The sequence below is a fragment of the Paenibacillus septentrionalis genome (genome assembly GCF_042659865.1).
In the GTDB taxonomy this organism is placed as follows: domain Bacteria; phylum Bacillota; class Bacilli; order Paenibacillales; family Paenibacillaceae; genus Pristimantibacillus; species Pristimantibacillus septentrionalis.
The window spans coordinates 150,264-171,488 of sequence record NZ_JBHSTE010000007.1 but is presented as its reverse complement, the minus strand read 5'-3'; the positions used below and the strand labels follow the sequence as shown (position 1 = coordinate 171,488).

The following is a 21,225-nucleotide window of genomic DNA, read 5'->3' as shown; positions in this document are numbered from 1 at the left end:
ATAAGTCAATAATTCGAGTGAGTTGTCCGTCCTGCTAACAAAAGCTTGCAGGGCGGAACTGTAACCTTTTGTAAAAATTGAACGTCTAAAACAATGATACGTCTTTGCAAGCAAAAGGGGGTTCGACTATCAAAAAGCTAATGATTTGCTGTTTGCTGATTGGGATGATTGGGTTGACGGCTTGCACTTTTACAGGAGAAAAGCAGCGAAACGAGCAGCTTCATCAAGCGATAAAGAAGCTGGAAGAGAATGAGTTTGATCTACTATATATGAAGAAAAGCTATGAGGAGTATGAAAAGGTGGTAAGTGAACTTGTCGCTGATTCCTATATAGAGAAGCTAAAGGACCAGATTGTGTTTGGTTACGATGAACAGAGTTATACAAGATCGGATATGAAGCTGATGACTCAGCCTGAGTGGCATGAGCATCAAAAGCGGATGATGGAAATTATGGAGGGTCTGGGAATGGATAAGCTTGAAACAAGTATCCGAATTTCGCTTCCTTATGAGACAGATGATAAAAATAAGCTTTACTTGTATACATCCTCTTTATTCCGATTGAAGGGTGAGGAGTTTACGTATATGACGAAAAGATATGAGATGCAATTGAGCGAAAATCGCTGGCTTGTGACGGATGTCGAAACGGATAAAGTGACATTTGGGGATGTATCGGAAGAGCAGCGTGAACAGGATAAAGCGAAGCTTGATTTTCAACTGCATGGGGAGCAGCCTGTTCAATATCACGAAGAGGTGATTGTGATCAAGGTGTCTTAGGCTAATGATCAGATGGCAAACCTATAAGGTGAGCATGAAGAAAAAACATCCGAGCTGCTTAGCTCGGATGTTTTAATCCTTACGATCCGTTTTCCCAATTAGAGCTTCATGTTGCTGCTGTGGCCTGGAGAAAGCTTAGCGGTTGGATCAACATATACTTTTGCATTATTGATCGCAGTTGGCGCTTCACCGAAACCTACTGCAATCAGCTTTAATTTACCAGGATATGTTGTAATGTCGCCTGCAGCGAAAATACCTGGAATGTTGGTTTCCATGCGCGTATCGACAACGATGGAACCGCCCTGGATCTCAATTCCCCATTCTGCAATCGGACCAAGCGACGATACGAAACCAAAATTAACGATTACCGCATCGACATCAATAACCTGCTCTTCTTTAGTTTTAACATGGGATAGTGTTACACTTGTAATGGCATCTTCCCCGTGCAACGCTGTAATTTCAGTTGGTGTAATAATATTAACGGATGAGTTCATTAGCTGCTCTACGCTATGCTCATGTGCTCTGAATTTGTCACGGCGATGGACAAGGGTTACGCTTTTCGCAATCGGCTCAAGCATAAGCGCCCAGTCAACAGCAGAGTCGCCGCCGCCGCTTAGCAATACCCGCTGATCTTTGAAGCGGTTTAGATCGCCAACGAAGTAGTGAAGATTGGCTTTTTCGAATTTGTCAGCTTCAGGAAGCTCCAGACGTCTTGGCGAGAATGCACCAACGCCTGCTGTAATGATAATGGATTTGGCAAGGTGAGTGTTTTTATCGGTTGTTACCTCAAACAAGCGCTCATCGAGCTTCTTCACATTAATGACTTTTTCCTCCAAGCAAATCTCTTGCTCGAATAAAGACATTTGTTCTTTCAAACGGTCTACTACTTCTTGAGCAGTAACCTTAGGGAAGCCGGCAATATCATAAATATATTTTTCTGGATATAGTGCAGCTAGCTGACCACCAAGCTGAGGCATGCTTTCAATAATTTTAACAGAAGCGTGGCGCATTCCGCCGTAAAAGGCAGCAAACATACCAGCTGGACCGCCGCCGATAATAAGTATATCTACCGCTTCTGAAGAGTTTACGGTATTCGTCATGATTTACCTCCAACATTCTATTTATATATACCTTATTTATTATAGACAATAATTTGGCAGAAAGGAATGTGTGTTTTTCAAATTCACGTTCAATAAATTGTGCAGGATGCTAAATATTTTCGTACAAAATAACCTTGAAAATGTTCCTGATTATCTGTATCATTTCTGATGTATAAATGAAAAGCTGCAAAAAGTCTCCTGATAGCGTGTGTTCCAAAAACGTTTTTCATACACTGGAGTTATGCTTAGTTCCGATATAAACATCAATAACACAACGTTGGTGCTTGTGTTATTTTTTTATATAAGGAACGCAAAATATCCCGATGGGTGTTATTACATTAATATAGAAATAGAGAGAAACTTTATACCGTATGATGGGGTCCAAATACACAGAATAGATAAATGAATGGATGGGATTCTACGATGAGCAACATACCGAAAATTGTAATTCTCGGTGCAGGCTATGGAGGAATTTTAACCGCACTTCGATTACAAAAAGAGCTTAATTACAACGAAGCGGATGTCACTTTAGTCAACAAGCATGATTATCATTACTTTACAACGCATTTGCATATGCCGGCAGCTGGTACAGATAAGCCGGAAAATGCGCGTGTTAACATTTCTAAGCTGATCGATGAATTTAAAATTGACTTTGTAAAATCGACAGTTGTGCAAATTCGTCCACAAGATAAAAAAATTATTCTTGAGGACGGAACGCTTTCCTATGACTATCTTGTCATTAGTCTGGGAGGAGAGCCAGAAACGTTTGGCATTCCTGGATTGGCTGACAATTCTATGAACATTCGCAGCATCAATTCAGTTCGACTTATTCGTGAGCATATTGAATATCAATTCGCTCGCTATAAGCGTGAGCCACATCGTCTTGATTATTTAACGTTTATTGTCGGTGGAGCAGGCTTTACAGGCATCGAATTTGTTGGAGAGCTGTCTGATCGCATTCCTGAGCTGTGCAAGTTCTACGATGTTGATCCGGCTCTTGTGAAAATTTACAATATAGAAGCTGCGCCTACCGCGCTGCCGGGCTTTGATCCGGAGCTAGTCGAATATGCAATGAACATATTGACGAACAAGGGTGTAACCTTCCGTCTTGGTACTCCGATTAAGGAGTGCACGTCTGAAGGCGTCGTAATCGGAGAGGGCGAAGAAATCAAATCTGCAACAGTTATCTGGACTGGCGGCATTCGTGGAAATCGTCTTATTGAGGAAGCTGGCTTCGAAACGATGAGAGGCAGAGTGAAGGTAGATGAATACTTGCGCTGCCAGGAATCCGAAAATATTTACGTGCTTGGGGACAACTCCTTGGTGTTTAACGAAGAAGGTCGTCCATATCCGCCAACCGCGCAAATCGCCATGCAGCAGGGTGTAACGTGCGCGCACAATCTCGTTGCATCTATTCGAAATCAAAGCTTGAACAAATTCGAGTTCAGCAACAAGGGAACGGTAGCGTCGCTTGGCAAGGGTGAAGCGATTGGTCTTGCCTTCGGCAAAAAATACACAGGTCGCAAAGCTGCTTGGCTGAAAAAGCTTATCGATATACGTTATTTGTTTATTATCGGTGGAATCCCACTCGTGTTGAAAAAGGGTAAATTTTTATAATGAGACATTGCAGCGTACAGGTTAGAGGGTTGTTAACACGCGACGAGCTTGATCGATACAATGCTATGATGGAGGTCGGCTCTTATCTGGAGTCACAAATGCGGCACGATCTGTCAGCGATTGTCCAAAAGGAGATCGACCTGCTCATTATGCCAGCCATTGAGCGTCTAAAAGAGAAAAGTCGTGCGCGTGATGCAGCAACAGCGGAGTACTTGGAGCAAAAGCGCAGAGCAGAGATGGAAGCTCAGCTTGCGGCATTGGCAGCAGAAGAGGACGAAGACTAATCGAATACGGTTATGGAAAGGGGATAGGCATACGCTCTACTAAGCGAGTGCCTATCCCCTTTTTATTGCTTTGCAGCTGCATATGAGCCTACGCCAAAGCAAACGTATTCGTATCTGAAGCAAAATGTTTTAGCAAGCTAAGCTTTTTATAAGCTTAGCTGACTAGCTAGGGTTGCTACACGCTCAGCAGCTTCGTCCATTTTTGCTCATCAAGCTGGTTGCCGACATAGAAATCGCCAAACTCGCCGTAACGCGCGCTTACTTCATCAAAGCGCATCTCATAGACAAGCTTCTTGAATTGCAGCGCATCATCTGCGAACAGCGTTACGCCCCACTCCCAGTTGTCAAAGCCAACTGAACCTGTAATGATTTGTTTCACTTTTCCTGCGTAAGTACGACCGATCATGCCGTGGCTGCGCATCATTGCCTTGCGCTCGTCCATGCTAAGCATGTACCAGTTGTCATTGCCGCTGCGGCGTTTGTTCATCGGATAGAAGCAAACATGCTTCGCATTTGGCAGAGTAGGCTTCAATCTTGCGACAACCTCAGGGTTTTGCATTGGATCTCCGCCGCTGCCTGCCAAGTAATTGCTTAGCTCTACGACGCTGACATAGCTGTATACACTATATGTATAAGAAGCAAAGCTTGTTTTATTGAACGCTACCTCAAGCTCATTAAGCTCCTCGAGCGTCTCGCGCAGGTGCATGAACATCAAGTCAGCCTTCTGTCCAACGATTGAAAATACGACAGTGCTGCCCGTGCGCGCCTCGCTAATTGCTCCCCATTCCTTCAAAAATTGTTGAAGCTCATCCGTTGCCTTCTGGCGTTCAGCCTCATCAGCAAGCCTCCAAGCCGTCCAATCAATCATGCGAAAATCATGCAAGGCATACCAGCCTTCCAGTGTTTGTGCAGCTTCACTCATTCTTATAAACTCCTTTCGGTTATTACATGTCTACATTGTAGCCTAATGAAAAGTACGTAGCAAATGTCGGGATTGTGACAAAATGGTTGGAGATTGACTTTAACTTAGGGATTCATTACACTGAAAAAAGCTAGTTTACATATGTGGAAATTGTAGATAGGGAGGCTGCAGGACGTGCTACAAATTATTTTTGCGACGATGCTGTTTATGGTCATTACCTTCGGTATCGGCTTTATCGTAAATATGCTTATAAAAACAACTTGGTTCCCGACATACTTCTTTATCGTATTAATTGTCGTTTTAGCGTTTTGGGCTCCTTGGAGCGGCGATGAAGAGAAGCTAGTTGATGTCATAACCAATTATACGTTTATTGACTTTATTCCCGTAATCGGAGCAATCGCAGGTGCTATCATTAGCGGATATGCAATTCGTGCTTTGCGCAGAGGCGGTTACAAAATGTTCTAGCAATCCATCATTGCAACTTGATAGATTGCTGATGTACAATAAGCTTCTCATCTTATATGCGCAGAAAAGAACTTCAGCTTATGAGGTTCTTTTTTTACGTTAACCTGCCAGTATTTCAATCATACGAACTTAAGTAGATTTATGTTAAAATAAAAGGAAGATTGTCAAAGGATGGAGTAGATGCAATGCGGATTCAACATTTATTCGAATATACAGAGCATCATCGGTTTTATTGTATCCGTGATTTTTCATTAAGTACGGTAGATTACCGCATGCTGGCATTCATTTACAAGCCGCTTGTGGGCGCATTTGCCATATCGCTGTATGAACAGCTCTGTATGATGGTGCCCGAAGGCAAGACAGGGTATTCTCCGATTGAGCCGCATCGAAGGCTGTTGCTTGCTCTGGGCCTGGCCTTGAATGAGCAGAGCCGAAGCTATTTGCTGGAACAGCTGTCGCGTTTGGAAGCGATCGGTCTTCTGCAAAGCGCTCGCTACATTCATCAAGAGGACGGAGATTATATGTATGAATATGAGCTCGCCAGTCCGCTGCCGCCGAATGAATTTTTTCAAAATATACATTTTACAATGCTGCTTAGAGACAAGCTGGGCAAGTACGCCGTTATCGACATCCGCGAGCAGCTGCATGCGCCGCTGCCAGAAGAGATAAGTGAAATATCGAGTGAAAAAGAAAACCTGTCGGTTCCGTTTTACGAGATATTCAAGCTGAATGCGTCAATTGTTGATGATGAGCTTGAGCAAGCACTGCAGGAGGTAGCGCCTGCAAGAGCGAAGCCCGCTCCCGTCCTGCCTACTGCTTCCGCAGGCTATACGTACAGTGAAATCATTATGCGTTTTCCGCGTCAATCGGGCAACCGCTATTACGTAGAGCAGCTGCGGACGAAAGCGGAGCAGCTTGCTCAGATCAACTATGTAGCCTATAAATATAGCTTGTCGCTTACCCAGGTATCCAGACTGCTTGATGAGGATGGCGTATTTGACGTAAGCGGAGAGCTAGATGTAGATGAGCTGCAGCGCATCGCCGTACAGCTGTTTCGCCAGGATAAAAAGCATGAGGAAGATCGTGCTCGCGTGCTGGCACGCTCGGAAAAGGCGCACCATACTGATGCTGAGGAGCAGCAGCAAGTTGAACTTGACGAGCCTGAGTTTGATGTCGATGAGCAGTATTACTTGCCAGTGCCTAAGCTGCTGGCCGGCTACTGTGATATTCAGCAATACAACGCGTTGATGCGTAATGAGCCGCATATCCAGTTTCTTAAGCGATATTTTCCAGGACAAGTGCCAGATTGGATTCTGAATGTTTTTGAACGAATCGATTTGCAGTACAAGCTGGCTCCTCCTGTTATTAATGTACTTATCCATTACGGAATAGGAATGAATGAAACGGGACGTGTTACAAAGGCTTATTTGGATGCGATCGCGACCAATATGCTGATGAAGGGCATTGACAGCTACGAAAAGGCTGTACAATATGTGCGGGCTCAGGAGCAGCTTGAGCATGCCATAGAGCGTCGACGTGATGATGCAAGCACATCAACTGCTGGGGCGACACAAGGCGGCAAAAATCGAGGCTACGCGCCTCGCAGCAATAACAATAATCGTCAGCGTGGCGGCTATCGACAAAAGCCTGTCATACCGATTATTAATAATGAGCAGGTCGCTGCTGCTCAAATTTCAGCTGAGGAGCTGGAGGAGCTGCGACAGCTTGCCAGAAAATTTGATCAGCAATCGTAAAGTGAAAAAAAGAGGTGATATGGGATGGAATCGTTAGGAGATATACTGAAGGCATGGCCAAGCGGTGCTCAATTTTTGCGAATGGCTGAGCAGAAGCAGGCTGAGCTGCTGGAAGATCCCCTTGTTATCGCATTGCGTGAAAAGCATCCAGCCCTCACTGATGAGATGATAAAGGTTAGCTTGAACAAGCTGCACCAATATGTAACCGAGTATCGCAGCTGCAGCAGCTGTCCTGGACTTGAGCAATGTCCGAATGATTTTGCGGGACATTATACGCTGCTGCACGTGGAAGAGCTGAACGGTCAGGCGCAGCTGATTGACAAAAAGGTATCGTGCAAAAAGCTGCGTGCCAAGCAGCATGAAAGTCAGCTGCGCAGCCGTATTCGAAGCTTCTTTATCGATGATAAAGTGCTGAAGCGTCAATATTCTGCCGATGAGATTATTGGCAATGATCTGGAGCGGGCGAAAACAGTTGGTGAGCTATTGAAATATATTGACCGAACGAAAGCGGAAGGCTTGTCTACCAAAGGCTTGTATTTGGCAGGTGATTTTGGAGTAGGCAAAACGTATTTGATGTGTTTTGCGCTTCAGGAGCTGGCGAAGTCGGGCTATTCGGGCGTTATTGTCTATATGCCTGATTTTGTTGAGGATTTGAAGGTGCTGATGCATGAGCCAGCCAAGCTGAAGGAAACGGTCGACTTGATGAAGGAGACGGATCTGCTTGTTTTCGATGATATCGGTGCTGAAAATCTCAATCCCTGGGTGCGTGATCACGTGCTAGGCGCAATCTTAAACTATCGAATGGATCGCAAGCCAACGTTCTATACATCAAATTATCGCTTGGTTGATCTGGAGAGCCATTTCAGCTTTACCAACAAGGACGGCGAGGAGCATCATAAAGGCAGACGATTAATGAATCGGGTTGCACCGTATGTGGATGAGCTTGTCGTAGCTGGCAAAAACAAACGAGGTCAGTTTTAGCGAGATCATTGCTCGTTATCGGTAGCTGCAATTAATTGCAATGATAAATGATGGATTCCTTTTTATTAAAATTCTGGACTTTAGTCTAGGCACTTTCTATTCCTCGAGCAGGGTGCTGCTCTTTTCGTGCTGTGGTACACTCTTGTTATCAGTACATAAAAGAGATAGTGACAGCAAACTATGGAATCGAAAGGAAGTAATGTATGGTAAGAAAGGCTATTATAGGTCCCGTATTACTGCTTTTAGGTGCGTATTTTTTATTGAATCCGGTTGGTGAATTCAGTACGGGCTATGTATTCGCTCATTTTTGGCCCTCCTTGTTCGTCATCCCATTGGGCTTGTTTTTCCACTGGATGTATTTCTCCATGCTTGGAGGTAAGGGGGAAGGCCTGCTTATTCCAGGCGGTGTGCTGCTAGTTACTGGAGTCGTGTGTCAGGTTGCGATGCTGATGGATAATTGGGATAGCATGTGGCCAGGGTTTATCCTTGCACCAGCAGCAGGATTGTTTGAGTTCTACTGGTTTGGTGGTCGCAACAAATGGCTTTTGATCCCGATTTGCATTCTTACGGTACTGTCCGTGCTGTTTTTTGCAATCTTTTCACTGGGGAGTCTACTGAATGAAAAGCTGTTTGGTCAGCCGATCTTTGCGATCCTGCTTGTGCTTGTCGGTATCACGCTTATGATTAGCAGAAAAAAGCCCGTTTAAAGCTCAGGTTAAAGGCAGTGTACAGCTAAAATTAATAGTAAGGTAGTTTTTGGAAAAGTTCAATTTGAACAGAAATGTAATAATGGCGGCATGGAGCTTAAGCTCTGTGCCGTATTTTTATTGCAGGTTGTATTACTGTAAATTACAAATATAACGAAAACTTATAACTTACATAAAAAAATAGGTTGACAAAAGATGGGAAGCATTGATAATATCACAGACATAACCAACTAAAACGATAGGAATAATTAGTGACCGGACCACCGGAATGAACATTGCCTATCCCAATTATTGAGGGGGATATGTTCTATGAAAAATTGGTCTTTTCGTCGCATTTTTGTTTTATTAACTTCGATCACTATGATAAGCGTGTTGGCGGCATGCGGTGGAGGAGAATCGAATACCGGTGGCAACACAGCTAATACAGGAAGCAATAGCAGTGAAAGTCAGGGCAACAGCAATACTGAAAAAGCCAAGGACCCTGTTAAGCTGCTCAACGTATCCTATGATCCAACACGCGAGCTCTACGTCGAGTTTAATGATGCATTTGCAAAGTATTGGAAGGAAACTGAAAATCAAGAGGTCACAATTGAGCAGTCGCATGGTGGCTCAGGCAAGCAAGGCCGTGCTGTAATTGATGGCTTGGAAGCTGACGTTGTAACACTGGCATTGGGCTATGATATTGATGCAATTGTTGATGCAGGTTTTATTGAAGAGGATTGGCAATCGCAATATGAGCTTAACAGCTCACCATACACGTCAACAATTGTTTTCCTTGTGCGCAAGGGCAATCCAAAGAGCATCTTAGACTGGGATGATCTGATCAAGGATGGCGTTGAAGTCATTACACCTAATCCCAAAACATCTGGTGGTGCTCGCTGGAACTATCTTGCTGCATGGGGATATGCCCTTAAGCAAAACAACAACGATGAAGAGGCAGCTAAGCAGTATATAGCGGAGCTATTCAAGCATGTTCCCGTTCTGGATACTGGAGCGCGCGGATCAACGACTACGTTCGTAGAGCGCGGAATTGGTGATGTGCTGCTTGCATGGGAGAATGAGGCATATTTGTCCATCAATGAGCTAGGCCCGGACAAATTTGACATCGTATATCCTTCACTAAGTATTTTGGCAGAGCCTCCTGTTGCGATAGTAGATAAAGTCGTTGACAAGCGCGGCACAAGAGAAGTAGCAGAGGCTTATCTGCAATATTTGTATACCGATGAAGGTCAAACCATTGCCGGCAAGCACTATTATCGACCTACTAACCCGGTAATCGCGGAGCAGTACAAAGAGCAGTTCCCGGAAATTGAACTGCTCACTATTGATAACGACTTCGGGGGATGGAAGGAAGCGCAGGAAAAGCATTTTGCAGATGATGGGATCTTTGATCAAATTTACACGCCTGGTAGCTAAGTAAAGCTTACGTGTGAAAAGGAGCTAAACCGCCATGTCCAAAAGATCCATTATACCAGGCTTCAGACTTAGCTTGGGGCTGTCCATGTTTTATCTTAGCATCCTTGTTTTTATTCCGCTTTCCGTTGTTTTTATCAAATCATTTGAATTAAGTGCAGTGGAATTTTGGCAGACCGTTACTAATCCGCGTGTTCTCGCATCTTACCGTGTCAGCTTTATGACGGCGCTAGGTGCAGCTTTGATCAATACAGTATTCGGACTTATTGTTGCATGGGTGCTTGTACGATATCAGTTCCCCGGGAAGAAGCTGATTGATGCGCTTGTTGATATTCCGTTTGCGCTCCCAACTGCAGTAGCGGGCATTGCATTGACTGCACTGTATGCGAAAAATGGCTGGATTGGCTCCTTTCTCGAGCCGCTCGGTATTAAGGTAGCCTATTCTCCACTTGGAATCGTCATTGCCTTAACGTTTATCGGCATTCCATTTGTCGTACGAACGGTCCAGCCTGTCATTGAGGATATGGAGAAGGAAATGGAGGAAGCAGCGGTCATGCTTGGCGCATACCGCTTGCGAACCTTTTTCCAGGTGATTTTGCCTACGCTATATCCAGCGCTGCTGACAGGCTTTACGTTAGCATTTGCACGTGGCATCGGTGAATATGGCTCTGTTGTATTTATAAGCGGCAATATGCCGCTAGTTACTGAAATATCGCCGCTGCTCATTATGACTAAACTTGAGCAGTACGATTATGCGGGTGCTACAGCGATCGCTGCAGTTATGCTGATTGTCTCGTTCCTGCTGCTGCTGCTCATTAATTTGCTGCAGTGGAGAATGAACCGCCGCATGACGGCGAATTCGTAGAGGAGGGATTGTATGGCTGGAGTCGTTCGCTATCATAGCTCCTCACGCGTTGAAACCCGAGAGAAGCATATTAACGAAGCCCCTCTGGTGCGCTGGGTGTTGATTGCCGTTTCAATGTTATTTATTGCACTTATGATCATGATGCCGTTGGTCGTTGTCATGGTGGAAGCTATGAAAAAAGGAGTCAGCGTATACTTTGCCGCCATCGTGCATGAGGATGCGCTTGCAGCACTCAGGCTGACGCTTATTACCGCACTTATCGTTGTACCGCTTAACACGGTGTTTGGCGTGCTCGTTGCATGGGCGATATCCAAGTTCAAGTTTCGTGGCAAGCAGGTGCTTATGACGTTGATTGATTTGCCATTTGCTGTATCACCAGTTATCGCTGGTTTAGTTTTTGTTCTGATGTTTGGCGCGCAGGGCTACTTGGGACCGTGGCTTTCCGACAACGATATTAAAATTATATTTGCAGTTCCAGGCATTATCATTGCGACCTTGTTTATTACTGTACCATTTGTGGCAAGGGAAATTATTCCGCTCATGCAGCAGCAAGGCATTACAGAAGAGGAAGCCGCAGTCAGTTTGGGGGCCAAAGGGTTCCAGGTGTTCTGGCATGTGACGCTGCCGAATATTAAGTGGGGCCTGCTGTATGGAATTATTTTGTGTAACGCAAGGGCGATGGGAGAATTCGGAGCGGTGTCAGTTGTATCAGGGCATATTCGTGGACGTACGAATACATTGCCGCTTCATGTTGAGATCTTGTACAACGAGTATCAGTTTTCAGCAGCCTTTGCGATTGCTTCACTGCTTATGCTGCTTGCCATTGTTACGCTTATTGTTAAGGCGATTGTAGAGTGGAAGGAGCAGCTTAGCTTAAAGCGCGAGGAGCTGTACGAAACGTAGAATGAGGAGGAATTGATGATGACAAAAGAGACAGACGCAATCTGGCAGCAGCGAATCGCCGAGCAGCTTGACGGCCTGCAATACGGTCAAGTAATTGTTACGGTGCACGATGGTCAAATTGTACAAATTGACCGTACAGAGCGCACCCGCTACCCATTAACCTCCACTAAGGATGTCGCTGCTGCTGGCAAGCCGGTTAAGCAATCGAAACTGGCTTCAGGCTAGATCGATAGGTTGAGTATGTTCATTCACAGCTTATCTGGATTGTTTATCTGGAAGCAATATGAAAAAGCCCGCATCATCATGAGATGATGCGGGCTTTCATGTTGATGCAGCTGCAATTAAATCATTGCCTTAACAATGACAGCAGCAGCGAACACAACGGTCATAAAGCCAAGCATAACAGCGAAGCCAACAATAACGTCTTTTAGATCGTCACGTGGTTCTTCGTTGATATGTTGACGTGGATCGCGCACATTTTCCATCTTGCAGTCCTCCTTGCAGACCAATTGCTTTTCCTAGTATACCCAATCATTCACTGTATTGTAAAGGTCGTTGTCAATTCCAGATAAAAAGCCTGATTGAAGTAAAATATGCTACAATAATAAAGGCATTATTCATGCAATTGATGACAAGGGGGAAGTAATTTGTCTGCATTTCAACATAAAGATCAAGACGCTGCTGTTAAAGAGCATATCCGCAACAAGCTAGCTCTTCTTCCTGACCGACCAGGCTGCTACCTGATGAAAAATAAAGAAGGTGCCATCATCTATGTCGGCAAAGCCAAAGTTCTTAAAAATCGTGTTCGTTCCTACTTTACTGGCAGTCATAACGCAAAAACGCAAAAGCTTGTCAGTGAGATTGTTGATTTTGAATTTATTATTACCGACAGCAATATGGAAGCACTTATTCTTGAATGTAATCTGATTAAGCTCCACAATCCAAGATATAACGTATTGTTAAAGGATGACAAAACCTTTCCATATATAAAAATTACGAATGAAAAGCATCCGAAGCTTGAGATTACAAGGCGTGTTATGAAGGACAAGGGCAAATATTTTGGGCCTTATCCAAATGCTTATGCGGCACAGCAGACGAAAAAGCTGTTGGATCGGCTCTATCCGCTGCGCAAATGCGGCAAGCTGCCAGATAAAGTGTGCTTGTACTATCATATTGGCCAATGCGTCGCGCCATGCGAGTTTCCTGTTGAGCAGGAGCAATACGAGCAGATGATTCAGGAGATCACGCGCTTTCTAAATGGCGGTGAGGACTCTGTAAGGCAGGAGCTGCAGCGCAAAATGGAGGAAGCAGCTGAAAAGCTGGAGTTCGAGAAAGCAACGGAATATCGTGATCAGATCGTTGCAATTGATACTATTATGCAAAAGCAAAAAATTACGCTTAATGATGCACTTGACCGTGATGTATTTGGTTATGCAGTCGACAAGGGCTGGATGAGCGTGCAAATTCTTTATATGCGAAAAGGTAAGCTGATTGAACGCCACGGTACAGCCTTCCCGTATTACGGCGAGGAATATGATGATTTTATTAGCTTTGTTACGCAATACTATAGTGACAATCCAGCACTGCCTCGTCAAATTTTGCTGCCAATCCCGAAGGAAGGCAGCAGCATGACAACGGAGGAGATTACATCATCGCTGCATGAATGGCTGAAAGTGAAAATCGTCATTCCACAGCGCGGTCAAAAAAGCGAAATTGTTGCAATGGCGATGCAAAACGCACAAAATGTACTTGATGAGAAATTTAAGCTCATTGAACGCAACCAGGAGCGCAGCGTTATTGCGGCACAAAACTTGGGAGATGCGCTTGGCATTGAACATCTGCACCGGATTGAAGCCTTTGATAACTCGAATATCCAGGGAAGCAACCCCGTATCGGCAATGGTTGTATTTACCGATGGCAAGCCTGATCGCAAGGAATATCGCAAGTTTAAGGTGAAAGGCATTGAGGGGCCGGATGATTATGGAACTATGCGAGAGGTCATACGCAGGCGTTATGAACGCGTACTGAAGGAAGGAAGCCAGCTACCAGATTTAATTATCGTGGACGGCGGCAAAGGGCAAATTTCTGCGGCAATGGAAATTTTGCAGGATGAGCTGAATCTATTCATCCCTGTTTGCGGGCTTGTAAAGGATGAGAAGCATCGCACGGCAGAGCTGATGGGCGGCGATCCGCCGGGGATTGTTCCGTTAAAGCGCGACAGCCAGGAATTTTATTTGCTGCAGCGCATTCAAGATGAGGTGCATCGCTTTGCGATTACGTTCCATCGTCAGCAGCGTGCCAAGTCGATGGTTGAATCGAAGCTGGACAGCATACCTGGTGTTGGCGAGAAGCGTCGTAATCAGCTGCTCAAGCATTTTGGTTCATTGAAAAAAATAAAAGAGGCTAAAGTCGAAGACTTTAAGCCTCTCTCGATTGGTGATAAGCTGGCAAGTACTATTCTTGCGGCGTTACAGGAGGATACGCAGGAGCATTAGGCTCTTGTGTATCCTTTCTTTTTTCATGCAGCCAGCGAATGACAAACGCAATGATGACTGGCAGTACAAGGAAGAAAGAAGCGGATACCATATCTGTTGTTGTGCCGCTTACGTACATCGAAATGCTTATTAGTATCGTATTGAATACGGCATGCATAAACATCGCAGCGATAAAGCCAAAGCGCATCATTACCCAAGTAAACATGTAACCGATAATAATTAGCTCAATGATTCGTGTTGAAGCTGGGTACAACGGGTACAGCGTATGTCCTGCCGCCCAAGCTAGTGTTGGAATGAATGCAGCGAGCCAAGTGTTTTTGAACCAGCGGCGGAAGATTCCCACCCCGAACAAGCGGAATACAACTTCCTCCGAAATCGCAGCAAACCACGCAATGAGCGGGAATAGCCAAGAATACTCAAAATTAAGCAGCGATTGCGATGTATCGTTGGCAGACCACGTACCAAGCAGCTGAGTAAGCAGCAGGAAGATAACACTTTGAACGCCTAGTGCGATAATCGCCATCAAGTATCCGATTTTCATTGAATCCCATACATGCTTTCCGTAGTGAGCTTCTTTAAAACGCGGCCATAGCTGGAAGCCTTGAGCACGCCATAGTCCATCTCCAGCAACAAAGGAGAAGTAATACGCAACAGCACCGAGTAAAATCGTAATGGCCGTTATAACGATCGTAAAGATCAGGAAGAACCCGGAGTCAGAAAGCATCTGTCCTTCAAGTCCAAGCTGTGATCTAATCAAGCCAAGATTAACAATAACGGCTATAACGGTTGCAATAACGGTCATCCATGAACCGTACTTAAAGGAGGTATGTCTGCGATAAAGAATGGCATAAATAATAGCCAGAATGCCTAATACAAACGATATGACGGTGTATACTCCGAATGTCCATAGGTTGGCATAGAAGTCTTGCTTTTTTATCATATCGGTGTAATCCGCTGGCAGCATGAACTCAGTTACCATGCGATTTACAATGATTTTGCCATTGTAGTCGATGACGCTGGCGTCGATTTGCATTACAGCATCCTTGATTACCAGCTCGTCGTTAGAAACGTAGTAACCGATTGAGCGTCGATTCTCGCTGCCAAACAAGTCAATTTGCTCCAACTGCTCATAAGTATCGATATGTGTTTTTTCATTAAGAGGAAACGCTCGCTGTTCAAGATGTGCCTGTATAGCTAGATGCGCAATCTCCTCTGATACTTCTGCTTGTTGAGCAAATGTAAAATTCCACCCAACTATTTCACCTGTATATAGGTCCAGATATACACTGCCTGCAGTAAGCTCATTACCCACCGTTCTGATATTAACCCGATACTGGTCAACAGGAGCATATTTTTCGAATGTTTCTTTATGTAGCTCAGTCAGCTCGTATTTTGCAACATAGCCCGTATAATCCTTATCAGAGTCATGATAAGCTTCAGCCTTTTCGACGAATAAACCCGTTTGTTCATTTACAAATGCAGTAGCCGTTTCAATTGCCTGCTCTTTGCTTATTGGACGCTCTGATGTTGTTTCATAAGCAAGAGAAGGCAAAAACTGCATGAGCACGAAAACGATGGCTGCGATTAGAGCTGCAATCGTTGCGATCTGCCAAGTCTTCGAAGTAATTGGTTTAATCATACTTCACCTCTTCCATTGATGTCCTTCCTAGTATACCGCACAGGATCAGGGTTAACAACGCAGCGATGGGAGTGCTGTAGACTAATCCAGCTACAGTATATGTTTTTTGCGGCTGTCAATTCCATTTCCCAATAATAGGAAGGCTTACTGTATATTACGTACGTTTTTGATAATGGGTTGCAATTTCATAGATGCAGCTGCGGACGGCTGCATCTAATATATTCGGATCAGCGTGAATTAATGATGTTGTACGTTTTGTTGCTTCTAATTGAGGAATATGATACGTCACAAGATCATTATCGGCCATCAGCTGCTGTCTTAAGTATGATTTAGGCAGCAGTGCCCCTGCACGAAAGGTATGAAGCAGGCGCAAAATCGCCTCGAACGAGTCGATTTCCATTCGAATTTCCGGCGTCAGCTGATACTGCTCGAATAATTCGTCGGTAAGCAGACGATACCATGTGCCCTTCGTAAACAGAATCATCGGAATATCATTGAGATCCTGCAGCTGAATGAGTCTCTGCTCATCTGTAATGAGTGCGCGAGGCATTGCCAAAATGAGATGGTCATCAAACAACGGGGTGCACTGGACATGAGGATCGTCAAGACGAGATGCGATGACCGCAATATCCACCTTATGCTCCTTTACATAGTTCACAACCTCATGTGTCTTGCCTGTGACAGCCTTAATATCAATCTCTGGATGCGTTTCCTGCAGCAGAGCTATAAGATCAGGCAGCGTTGATTGCAGTGTCGTCAAGCTCGCGCCTATCGTCAACGAGCTGCGTCCGGTTTCCTTGAATTCTGCCACCGTTTGCATATAGCGTCGATGCAGACGCTCAGCCTCAATCGCATAGTCGTACGTTAGCTGACCGATACGGGTAAGCTCAAGACGCTTGCCGATACGACGAAACAAGGGGGCACCGAGCTCCTCCTCAAGCTTTGCGATTTTTCTGGATAGTGCGGGTTGAGACAAATTCAACAGCTGAGCAGCTTTGTTCATACTCGATTGTTCAACGATGCATTTGAATATCGGATAGGCCTCATTCATTGAGTTCACAATTCTCCTTATGCTTTAAAGTTATAAGTTCTAATAATAAATATGCAATTCCATTATAAGCGAAAAAGGAGTAGGATAAAACTATGGCAGAAATGTGTCATAATTTGCTTTGTGCATCTGTGAACAAGTTGACTAGATGGGGTGCATAGAGTACAATTTGGATTGGTTTTATTGGATAAGTAAGCACTTACAGTTTGAAAGGAGAAAACAAAAAGATGAAGGGAAATAGCTATTTCTCTCGCAAGCTGCACTCATTAGTCGGGATTATCCCGCTAGGCGCATTTTTCGTCGTGCATGCTTTAACGAATTACCAAGCTTTTGAGCGAGGACCTGAAGGGTTTGCAAATGGGGTAAAACTAATCAATAGCTTGCCGTTGTTGCCAATTCTGGAATTCATCCTGATCTACATCCCGCTATTGTTCCATGGTATATATGGGTTATATGTAGCTTATCAATCGAATTCCAATACGGGACGCTTCAAGTACGGCCGCAACTGGGCATTTACCGCTCAGCGCGTTACAGGGGTTATTACCTTTGTTTTCGTGTTCTGGCATGTGTATGACACACGCATTCAAGTTTACTTAGGCCACATTACACATGAAGAACTTGGTATGAAAATGCACGAGATTGCGACCAATCCGCTTATTTTCACATTGTACATTATCGGTGTGCTGGCTGCATCGTTCCACTTTGCAAATGGCCTGTGGGCATTCCTGATTAGCTGGGGCATTACAGTAGGTGAAAGAGCGCAGCGCGTTTCTTCTAAAATTTGTATGGGTGTTTTCGTCATTATGGCAGGGTTGTTTATTCTAGCCCTTGTTGCATTTAGAAGCAGTGAGTTTAATGAAGTAGCAGCTGCTGTCCAGGCAGTACGCTCAATTCTTTAGTATAGAACAAGGAGCGATTTCGAATGGCTAAAAATAAAATTATCGTGGTCGGAGGCGGTCTGGCTGGATTGATGGCTACTGTAAAAGCAGCCGAGGCTGGCACGCATGTCGACTTGTTTTCTCTTGTTCCTGTAAAACGCTCTCACTCCGTTTGTGCCCAAGGCGGGATTAACGGTGCCGTTAACACAAAAGGTGAAGGTGACTCTCCATGGGAGCATTTTGATGATACGGTTTATGGCGGAGACTTTCTTGCCAACCAGCCGCCAGTTAAGGCAATGTGTGAAGCAGCTCCTGGCATTATTCATTTGATGGACCGCATGGGCGTTATGTTCAGCCGTACATCTGAAGGCTTGCTTGACTTCCGCCGCTTTGGTGGTACGAAGCATCACCGTACAGCGTTTGCTGGAGCAACAACAGGTCAGCAGCTGCTATATGCGCTTGATGAGCAGGTTCGTCGCTGGGAAGCAGCTGGTCTTGTTACGAAGTACGAGCATTGGGAGTTTCTTGGTGCGGTTTTGGATGACGATGGCGTATGCCGTGGTATTTCCGCTCAAGACTTGCGCTCGATGGAAGTTCACACGGTTCGCGGCGATGCAGTTATTCTTGCATCTGGCGGCCCTGGAATTATTTTCGGCAAAACAACAAACTCTGTTATCAATACAGGTACTGCGGCAAGTGCAGTATATCAGCAAGGTGTTAAGTATGCGAACGGTGAATTCATTCAGATCCATCCAACAGCAATTCCAGGTGATGACAAGCTTCGTCTGATGAGTGAATCGGCTCGTGGTGAAGGCGGACGTATCTGGACGTACAAGGATGGTAAGCCTTGGTACTTCCTGGAGGAAAAATACCCTGCATACGGAAACCTTGTACCGCGCGATATTGCCACACGCGAAATTTTCAGCGTCTGCGTAGACCAAAAGCTTGGTATTAACGGTGAGAACATGGTATATCTTGACCTGTCTCACAAGGATCCGAAAGAGCTTGATGTTAAGCTTGGCGGTATTATTGAAATCTATGAAAAATTCATGGGGGATGACCCTCGCAAAATTCCGATGAAAATCTTCCCAGCTGTTCACTACTCGATGGGCGGCATGTGGGTAGATTACAATCAAATGACGAATATCCCTGGTCTTTTTGCAGCTGGTGAGTGCGAGTATCAGTACCATGGTGCGAACCGTTTGGGTGCGAATTCCTTGCTGTCTGCTATTTATGGCGGTATGGTTGCTGGACCAAAAGCAGTTGAATATATTAAAGGCCTTAATAAGTCTTCAGAAGATATTTCTTCTTCTGTATACGATCGTGAAACTCGCAAGCAGCAAGATAAGTACGAGCGCATTCTTAACATGAACGGTACAGAAAATGCATACGTGCTTCATAAGGAGCTTGGCGAATGGATGACCAACAATATGACGGTTGTTCGTTTCAATGACAAGCTGCAAGATACAATTCATAAAATTAAAGAGCTGAAAGAGCGCTACAACAATATTAATATCAACGATACAGCGCAATGGAACAACGCTGGTGTTGCCTTTACTCGTCAGCTATGGAACATGATCGAGCTGTCTGAGGCAATGACGCTAGGCGCATTGATGAGAAATGAATCTCGCGGTGCTCATTACAAGCCTGAATTCCCAGAGCGCAACGATGAAGACTTCTTGAAAACGACAATTGCGGATTGGACAGCTGAAGGTCCAAAAATCTCGTATGAGGCTGTGGACGTTAGCTTGATTCCTCCTCGTAAGCGCGATTACACATCAGACAAGAAGAAAGGAGAATAACGATGGCTGAAAGTACAGTTGCAACTAAAAAGGTCACATTTATCATTACCCGTCAAGATAAGCCAGATGCGCAAGCCTATTCGGAAACATTCGAAATTCCTTATCGCCCGAATATGAACGTCATTAGCGCATTAATGGAAATTCAGCGTAACCCAGTTACGGCGGAAGGTAAAAAGACAACTCCAGTCGTATGGGATTCGAACTGTCTGGAAGAAGTTTGCGGCGCTTGCTCCATGGTCATTAACGGCAAACCGCGTCAAGCATGCAGTGCCTTGATCGACCAGCTTGAACAGCCAATTCGACTTGAACCAATGCGTACGTTCCCAGTTGTACGCGACCTTGTCATTAACCGCGAGCGTATGTTTTCAGCGCTTAAAAAAGTTAAAGCATGGATTCCGATTGACGGCACGTATGATCTTGGTCCAGGACCTCGTATGGCTGAGACAAAACGTCAATGGGCTTACGAGCTTTCCAAGTGCATGACATGTGGTGTATGTCTGGAAGCATGCCCGAATGTCAACGATCGCAATAGCTTCATCGGTCCAGCAGCGATTTCTCAGGTTCGCTTGTTCAATGCGCATCCAACAGGCGAAATGAATATGGATGAGCGTCTGGAAGCATTGATGGAAGACGGCGGAATCGAAGGCTGCGGTAACTCGCAAAACTGTGTACGCTCATGTCCGAAGGGTATTCCATTGACTACCTCCATCGCGGCAATGAACCGTGATACAACGAAGCTGTTATTCAAAAAATGGCTTGGCATGTAGTTCTATAATGATAATGAGATTAGCCTGTTAGATTCAGGTTGAACTCAACTATAAGTGCGTCAAGGTAGCGTCTAGTAAGTAGACCCTGCTTTGGCGCTTTTTTGCATATATTCTGGCTGGTGCTCATTAGTCTCAGTAGTAAAAATGTAAGGAGTAAACTATGCTCTAACAGTGAAACAGATAAATTGTATATTCTCAATGATAATCATTATCACTTATTGAATTTAGTTTACCTGATGAGATCACAATTGTCAATGTAAAACAGGTAGAGATTTCATTGTATTCTAATACAACTAATACTTGGGTTAGTTAGTAGAGCTACGATGCAGTCAATCCTATTAAGGACACAGAGCAACTAAGGAAAAGCCTACAGCGCAGGCTCAGATAAACACCGAAGCGCAGCAAAAGGAACTGCAACAGCGAAGGAGCAGAGAGATTCTGGAAAACGAAGTGTGTCACCTTTAAGGTCGGATGCTTCCATTATCAATCAAATAAGAGCATCCGACTTTAAAAAGTGACTGAAAGAACGCTCTGCTCCGAAGCGCTGATTAACTCAAGCAGGCTACAAAGCAGGAGCCAAGGGACATCGCAGATCAGCAAAAGCAAGCTACGGCGCATGGAGCCGTGTAAACCATGAAGAGCAGCTAACAAAACTACAGCGCGTGGCAAATTGATGCTTCAAAGCTCAGCTGAAAACTGCAACAGCGAAGGAGCAGAGAGATTCTGGAAAACGAAGTGTGTCACCTTTAAGGTCGGATGCTTCCATTATCAATCAAATAAGAGCATCCGACTTTAAAAAGTGACTGAAAGAA

General features: G+C 44.8%; 20 protein-coding genes. 15 read left to right on the top strand and 5 right to left on the bottom strand.

The features are described from left to right. Positions 1–173 precede the first annotated feature (173 nt). A complete protein-coding gene (locus ACFP56_RS19010; RefSeq protein ID WP_379237545.1) occupies positions 174–773 on the top strand; it encodes a hypothetical protein in 600 nt (199 codons plus the stop codon). A gap of 98 nt (positions 774–871) precedes the next feature. Here the strand turns inward: ACFP56_RS19010 and ACFP56_RS19005 are convergent, their stop codons facing one another. Then, on the bottom strand, positions 872–1,873 hold the full coding sequence (locus ACFP56_RS19005) for an NAD(P)/FAD-dependent oxidoreductase (protein ID WP_379237543.1): 1,002 nt from the start codon (positions 1,871–1,873) through the stop codon (positions 872–874). A 423-nt stretch (positions 1,874–2,296) separates the two neighbouring features. On the opposite strand from ACFP56_RS19005, the gene ACFP56_RS19000 reads away from it, so the two are divergent. Together ACFP56_RS19000 and ACFP56_RS18995 are read left to right on the top strand one after the other, a co-directional pair. Then, on the top strand, positions 2,297–3,490 hold the full coding sequence (locus tag ACFP56_RS19000; RefSeq protein WP_379237541.1) for an NAD(P)/FAD-dependent oxidoreductase: 1,194 nt from the start codon (positions 2,297–2,299) through the stop codon (positions 3,488–3,490). Then, entirely contained in the window at positions 3,490–3,774 is a 285-nt protein-coding gene (locus tag ACFP56_RS18995; RefSeq protein WP_379237539.1) for a hypothetical protein, read from the top strand. The genes ACFP56_RS19000 and ACFP56_RS18995 overlap by 1 nt, the downstream gene beginning before the upstream one ends. 175 nt (positions 3,775–3,949) lie before the next feature. On the opposite strand, the gene hemQ is transcribed toward ACFP56_RS18995, so the two are convergent. Beyond that, on the bottom strand, positions 3,950–4,696 hold the full coding sequence (gene hemQ, locus ACFP56_RS18990; protein ID WP_379237537.1) for a hydrogen peroxide-dependent heme synthase: 747 nt from the start codon (positions 4,694–4,696) through the stop codon (positions 3,950–3,952). 174 nt (positions 4,697–4,870) lie between these two features. Here hemQ and ACFP56_RS18985 point away from each other — a divergent pair, with 174 nt between their 5' ends. From ACFP56_RS18985 to ACFP56_RS18950, 8 genes are all read left to right on the top strand, one after another. Further along, positions 4,871–5,161, top strand: a complete 291-nt coding sequence (locus tag ACFP56_RS18985; RefSeq protein ID WP_379237535.1) for a YuiB family protein — start codon at positions 4,871–4,873, stop codon at positions 5,159–5,161. Positions 5,162–5,346: 185 nt separating this feature from the next. After that, on the top strand, positions 5,347–6,915 hold the full coding sequence (locus ACFP56_RS18980; RefSeq protein ID WP_379237533.1) for a DnaD domain protein: 1,569 nt from the start codon (positions 5,347–5,349) through the stop codon (positions 6,913–6,915). Positions 6,916–6,939: 24 nt separating this feature from the next. After that, on the top strand, positions 6,940–7,896 hold the full coding sequence (gene dnaI / locus ACFP56_RS18975; protein ID WP_379237531.1) for a primosomal protein DnaI: 957 nt from the start codon (positions 6,940–6,942) through the stop codon (positions 7,894–7,896). Positions 7,897–8,099: 203 nt separating this feature from the next. Beyond that, complete coding sequence (locus ACFP56_RS18970; RefSeq protein ID WP_379237529.1) at positions 8,100–8,603, top strand: hypothetical protein; 504 nt, start codon at positions 8,100–8,102, stop codon at positions 8,601–8,603. Positions 8,604–8,912: 309 nt separating this feature from the next. After that, positions 8,913–10,019 (top strand): sulfate ABC transporter substrate-binding protein, encoded by a 1,107-nt coding sequence (locus ACFP56_RS18965; protein ID WP_379237527.1) that lies wholly within the window; start codon positions 8,913–8,915, stop codon positions 10,017–10,019. A gap of 34 nt (positions 10,020–10,053) precedes the next feature. Beyond that, entirely contained in the window at positions 10,054–10,881 is an 828-nt protein-coding gene (cysT, locus tag ACFP56_RS18960; protein ID WP_379237525.1) for a sulfate ABC transporter permease subunit CysT, read from the top strand. A 12-nt stretch (positions 10,882–10,893) separates the two neighbouring features. Beyond that, on the top strand, positions 10,894–11,784 hold the full coding sequence (gene cysW / locus ACFP56_RS18955; RefSeq protein ID WP_379237523.1) for a sulfate ABC transporter permease subunit CysW: 891 nt from the start codon (positions 10,894–10,896) through the stop codon (positions 11,782–11,784). An 18-nt stretch (positions 11,785–11,802) separates the two neighbouring features. Continuing rightward, on the top strand, positions 11,803–12,009 hold the full coding sequence (locus ACFP56_RS18950; RefSeq protein ID WP_379237521.1) for a YezD family protein: 207 nt from the start codon (positions 11,803–11,805) through the stop codon (positions 12,007–12,009). A gap of 116 nt (positions 12,010–12,125) precedes the next feature. On the opposite strand, the gene ACFP56_RS18945 is transcribed toward ACFP56_RS18950, so the two are convergent. After that, on the bottom strand, positions 12,126–12,269 hold the full coding sequence (locus tag ACFP56_RS18945; protein ID WP_379237519.1) for a YqzM family protein: 144 nt from the start codon (positions 12,267–12,269) through the stop codon (positions 12,126–12,128). Between the two features lie 258 nt (positions 12,270–12,527). Between ACFP56_RS18945 and uvrC the strand changes: the two genes are divergently transcribed. Next, the gene (gene uvrC, locus ACFP56_RS18940) at positions 12,528–14,279 is read left to right on the top strand and encodes an excinuclease ABC subunit UvrC (protein WP_379237786.1); all 1,752 of its coding nucleotides are present in this window, start codon (positions 12,528–12,530) and stop codon (positions 14,277–14,279) included. On the opposite strand, the gene ACFP56_RS18935 is transcribed toward uvrC, so the two are convergent. Next, positions 14,239–15,918 carry a CPBP family intramembrane glutamic endopeptidase gene (locus tag ACFP56_RS18935; protein WP_379237517.1) on the bottom strand — a complete coding sequence of 560 codons (1,680 nt, stop codon included), beginning with the start codon at positions 15,916–15,918 and terminating at the stop codon, positions 14,239–14,241. The two genes, uvrC and ACFP56_RS18935, sit on opposite strands and share 41 nt — an antisense overlap. 154 nt (positions 15,919–16,072) lie before the next feature. Beyond that, positions 16,073–16,969, bottom strand: a complete 897-nt coding sequence (locus ACFP56_RS18930; protein ID WP_379237515.1) for a LysR family transcriptional regulator — start codon at positions 16,967–16,969, stop codon at positions 16,073–16,075. Between the two features lie 224 nt (positions 16,970–17,193). Here ACFP56_RS18930 and ACFP56_RS18925 point away from each other — a divergent pair, with 224 nt between their 5' ends. From ACFP56_RS18925 to sdhB, 3 genes are read left to right on the top strand one after another with little or no spacing between them, the layout of a single operon-like run. Further along, positions 17,194–17,865, top strand: a complete 672-nt coding sequence (locus tag ACFP56_RS18925; protein WP_379237513.1) for a succinate dehydrogenase cytochrome b558 subunit — start codon at positions 17,194–17,196, stop codon at positions 17,863–17,865. A 23-nt stretch (positions 17,866–17,888) separates the two neighbouring features. Beyond that, complete coding sequence (gene sdhA, locus ACFP56_RS18920; protein WP_379237511.1) at positions 17,889–19,646, top strand: succinate dehydrogenase flavoprotein subunit; 1,758 nt, start codon at positions 17,889–17,891, stop codon at positions 19,644–19,646. 2 nt (positions 19,647–19,648) lie between these two features. Next, positions 19,649–20,413 (top strand): succinate dehydrogenase iron-sulfur subunit, encoded by a 765-nt coding sequence (sdhB, locus tag ACFP56_RS18915; RefSeq protein WP_379237509.1) that lies wholly within the window; start codon positions 19,649–19,651, stop codon positions 20,411–20,413. The last annotated feature ends 812 nt before the right edge of the window (positions 20,414–21,225 follow it).